The sequence below is a fragment of the Micromonospora sp. NPDC003776 genome (assembly GCF_053605645.1).
Genome location: NZ_JBSGJR010000554.1, coordinates 1 through 4,625, shown reverse-complemented (window position 1 = coordinate 4,625; position 4,625 = coordinate 1). Strand labels below are relative to the sequence as shown.

Annotated in this window: 3 protein-coding genes; 2 read left to right on the top strand and 1 reads right to left on the bottom strand. The window is 74.1% G+C overall.

Annotated elements, in window-relative coordinates; translation table 11 throughout:
- Positions 1-38: 38 nt before the first annotated feature.
- Entirely contained in the window at positions 39-2,165 is a 2,127-nt protein-coding gene (locus ACWEVO_RS30680) for an amylo-alpha-1,6-glucosidase (protein WP_452310953.1), read from the bottom strand.
- A 159-nt stretch (positions 2,166-2,324) separates the two neighbouring features.
- Here ACWEVO_RS30680 and ACWEVO_RS30675 point away from each other — a divergent pair, with 159 nt between their 5' ends.
- Entirely contained in the window at positions 2,325-3,302 is a 978-nt protein-coding gene (locus ACWEVO_RS30675; protein WP_452310952.1) for a LacI family DNA-binding transcriptional regulator, read from the top strand.
- A gap of 26 nt (positions 3,303-3,328) precedes the next feature.
- Positions 3,329-4,576 (top strand): sugar ABC transporter substrate-binding protein, encoded by a 1,248-nt coding sequence (locus ACWEVO_RS30670; RefSeq protein WP_452310951.1) that lies wholly within the window; start codon positions 3,329-3,331, stop codon positions 4,574-4,576.
- Positions 4,577-4,625: the final 49 nt, after the last annotated feature.

Genomic DNA, 4,625 nt, shown 5'->3' with positions numbered 1-4,625 from the left:
CGACGGATCCCGGCCTCCCGACGACGCAAACTCCTTGATCAACTCGCCGGGCGGGCGGGGATGTCGGCCGGGGGGCGGGGGGTGGGGACTCGGGGTGGGGTGAGGGTGGGGGTCAGGCCGGTGGGGAGGCCGGTGAGGGCGGGGTGGCCGGTGCGGTCTACCGTCACGGTGACCGGGGCGCCGGCGATGCGCAGGTTCTCCGCGGCGAGGGCGCCCAGCTCGGGGCCGGCCAGCGGGTCCAGGCGCACCCGCCCGCCCGGCACGTCGGGGTAGAGGCCGACGCCGGCCTGGAGCAGCAGCACCGCGGCCGCCGCCGACCAGGCCTGCGGGTGGCAGGCCGCCGGGTACGGCACGGGACGGCCGAGCACCGCCCGGTCGTCGCCGCCGTACAGCTCGGGGAGGCGGTAGTCGAACGCCTCGGCGGCGCCGAGCAGGCCCTCGGCCAGCCGGAGCGCGGCCTCCCGGTGTCCGGCCCGGGCCAGCCCACCCAGCACGATCGCGGTGTCGTGCGCCCAGATCGAGCCGCAGTGGTACGACAGCGGGCTGAACCCGGCGTCGTCCGTGGACATGGTGCGCAGCCCGAAGCCGCCGGCCAGCGCCTCGGTGGCGAGCAGCGTGGCCACCTGCGCCGACTCGGCGTCCGACAGCAGCCCGGTGCCGAGCAGGTGGCCGATGTTGCTGGTCAGCGAGTCCACCGGGCGCTTGTCCCGGTCCAGCGCCAGCGCGGGCTGGGGCCCGTACCCGCCGTCGACCCAGAACGCCTCGCGGAACCGGCGGGCCAGCCGGTCCGCGTAGCCGCGCCAGCGGTCGCCGCCGGGGCGGCCGAAGGCGTCCAGCAGGTCCGCCCCGTTCACCGCCGCCTGGTACGCGTACCCCTGCACCTCGGCCAGCACGATGGGCGGCTCGGCCAGCCGGCCGTCCCGGTAGCGGATCGAGTCGCCGGAGTCCTTCCAGCCCTGGTTGGCCAGGCCGTGGCCGGTGGTGTCGACGTACTCGACGAAGCCGTCGCCGTCGGCGTCGGCGTGCTCGCCGAGCCAGCCAAGCGCGGCCTCCAGGTGCGGCAGCAGGGGCTCGACCTGCTCGGCGGGGAGACCCCAGCGCCAGGCGTCGTGCAGCAGCCCCACCCAGAGCATGGTGGCGTCGACCGTCCCGTAGTACGCGGGCGGCAGCCGCAGCCCCCCGTCGGCCAGGGTGAACTCGTGCCGGCGCAGCTCGTGCAGGATCTTGCCGGGCGCCTCGCCGGTGGCCGGGTCGACCCGGGCGCCCTGCCGGCGGGCGAGCACCCGCAGCGTGCCGGCGGCCAGGTCGGTGCCGAGCGGCAGCATCATCCGGGCGGCCCAGAGGCTGTCCCGGCCGAACAGGGTGAGGAACCAGGGCACCCCGGCGCCCAGGAAGACGTCCCCGGGGTGCGCGGGCTCGACCAGCCGCAGCCCGCGCAGGTCGGCCAGGGCCCGGTCGAGCAGCCGGACCAGCCGGCGGTCGTCGGCGCGTACCTCCGGGGTGGACCAGCCGGGGCCGGCGGGCGGGGCGGCCACCACGGCCTTCGGGTCGGTGACGGCGAGCCGCCAGCGCAGCGTCACGGACTCGCCGGTGGCGAGGGCGACCGGCCAGCTCAACCGGGGGGCGGTGGCCCGCTCGCCGGCGGCGTCCACGGTGGCGGCCACGCCGGTCACCGTCACCGTGACGCCCTCGGCGGCCCACTGGACCTGGCCGGGTTCGCCGGCCTTGGCCTCCAGCGCCACGCCGCTCCCGCCGGACTTGACCAGCTCGATCGGGGCCAGGTCGCAGCCGAGGTCGACGCTGACCGTGGCGCGGACCGGGGCGGCGGCGGTGGACGAGACGACGATCTCCTCGGTGACCCCGTGCGGCCCGGCCTGCCGGGTGCGGTCGATCCGGACGGTCGGGTCGGGGGTCGGGTCGCCGAGCCAGCGGGCCAGGCCGACGAAGCGGGCACCGTGCGACCCGGCCGTGCCGCGGGTCAGGGCCTCCGGTTCCCGGTCGTCGACCCGCAGCTCGGCGCGGGAGAGCACGCGGGCGTCGGCGTGGAAGACGCCCTGCACGCCGCTCGGCCGGATCTGGCCCGCCGCGTCGCCCAGCGCGCTCGTGGGGGCGTGCACCACCCCGACCAGGTCGTGCAGGAGGGGTTGCAGGTGGCGTTCGGACAAGGGGGAACTCCCGGTGCTGATCGTGGCCGGAGACGTCTTGACAGATGCCGCCGGCCCGGTGCAAAGTGCGAAACATTCCAGAAACTTTGAACGATCTAATCCTGCCGTATCCAAATTGGATCGTTCAAGGGTGGCGAGAGGGATTTAGTGGCTGAAAAGGTGACCATCGCGACTGTGGCCCGGCATGCCCAGGTCAGCCGGCAGACGGTCTCCAACGTGCTCAACGCGCCGCACATCGTCCGCGAGGAGACGCGGCGGCGAGTGCAGGAGGCCATCGCCGCGCTCGGCTACCGGGCCAACCAGGCCGCCCGGCAGATGCGTACCGGCCGGTCCCGGCTCATCGCCGTCCGCATCGAACCCACCCGGGACGGGATCAACGGCTCCGTGCTCGACCGGTTCCTGCACGGCCTCACCGAGACCGCCGACGCCGCCGGCTACCGGGTCCTGCTCTACACCGCCCGCGACGACGACCACGAGATCGCCACCTACGACGACCTGCTCGGCGCGTACGACCTGGACGCGTTCGTGCTCACCGGCACCAAGCACGGCGACCCGCGCACCGCGTGGCTCGCCGAGCGGGAGGTGCCCTTCGTGACCTTCGGCCGGCCCTGGGACGCCCCCGAGGCGCACCCCTGGGTCGACGTCGACGGCGCCGCCGGCACCGCCCAGGCCACCCGGCGGCTGCTCGACACCGGCCACCGCCGGATCGCCTTCCTCGGCTGGCCCGCGGGCTCCGGGGTCGGCGACGACCGGCGGGCCGGCTGGCGTACCACCCTGGCGGCGGCCGGCCTGGACGGCGCCGCACCGGACCGGGCGACCGAGGACGGCATCGCCGAGGGGGAGCGGGAGATGCGGCACCTGCTCGCCCACGACGCACCGCCGACCGCGGTGGTCTGCGCCAGCGACTCGCTCGCCCTCGGCGCGCTCCAGGCGGCCCGCGACGCCGCGACCCCGGTGGCCGTCATCGGCTTCGACGACACCCCGGTCGCCGCGGCGGTCGGGCTGAGCAGCCTCAGCCAACCCCTCGGAGCCGCCGCCGCCCGCTGCGTCGAACTGCTCACCGGCCTGCTCGACGGCCAGCCCACCGACCCCCATGTGCTGCTGACCCCCACGCTCGTGCTCCGGCACACCGCGTGAACCGCATCCCCCACCAGGAGAATGAGATGACACCACGCACCCTCACCCGGGCGGCGGTCGCCGGCTTCGCCGCCGTCGCCCTGTTCGGTACCGCGGCCTGCGGCAGCGGCTTCGACGACAAGGGCGGCGACGCCAAGCAGTCCAGCGGCCCGGCCAGCCTGCAGATCATGATCGGCTCGTCCGGCGACGCGGAGACCAAGGCGGTCCAGGACGCCGCCGCCAAGTGGGCGTCCGCCACCGGCAACACCGCCACCGTCACCCCGGCCCAGGACCTGGTCCAGCAGCTCGGCCAGGCGCTCGCCGGCGGCACCCCGCCGGACGTCTTCTACGTCGACGCCAGCCGCTTCGCCGACTACGCCAGCGTCGGCGCGCTGGAGCCGTACGGCGACAAGATCAGCAACCCGGACGACTTCTACGAGAGCCTGCGCACCGCCTTCACCTACGACGGCAAGTTCTACTGCGCGCCCAAGGACTTCTCCACCCTCGCCCTGGAGATCAACACCGACCTGTGGGCCAAGGCCGGGCTGACCGACGCCGACATCCCGACCACCTGGGACCAGCTCACCGCCACCAGCCAGAAGATCAAGGCCAAGGGCCTGGTGCCGCTCGCGCTGGGCGACACCCGGGACCGGATCGGCGCGTTCCTGGTGCAGAACGGCGGCTGGCTGCTCAGCAAGGACGGCAAGCAGCCCACCGCCGACACCCCGGAGAACCTGGCCGCCCTCCAGTACGTCAAGAGCCTGCTGACCAACGGCTACGCCCGCTACCCGAAGCAGCTCGACGCCGGCTGGTCCGGTGAGGCGTTCGGCAAGGGCAAGGCCGTGATGACCATCGAGGGCAACTGGATCAAGGGCGCCCTGCAGAACGACTTCCCGAACGTCAAGTACAAGGTCGTCGAGCTGCCCGCCGGCCCGAAGGGCAAGGGCACGCTCTCCTTCACCAATTGCTGGGGCATCGCCGCCAAGTCGAAGTACAAGGAGCAGGCGATCAAGTTCGTCGAGGCGATGACCGCCGGCGACCAGCAGATGACCTTCGCCAAGGCGTTCGGCGTGATGCCGTCCCGGCAGTCCGTGCGGGACCAGTACACCGGCGCGTTCCCGAACGACAAGCCGTTCATCGACGGCGCCGCGTACGCCCAGGGCCCGGTGAACGCTCCGAAGATGGACAGCGTCCTCAGCGACCTCGACACCGGCCTCCAGGGCCTGGCCAACGGCGACCCGAAGACGGTGCTCGGCAACTTCGACAAGAACGCCAAGGCGGCCATCGGCGGCTGAGCGGTGGCGGAGGGGTCCGATCCGGTCCCGGGTGTCGCCCAGCGCGAGC

Excerpts from the sequence above, each read along its gene's own strand:
- ACWEVO_RS30670 (WP_452310951.1), top strand. The coding sequence starts at position 3,329 with ATGACACCACGCACCCTCACCCGGGCGGCGGTCGCCGGCTTCGCCGCC.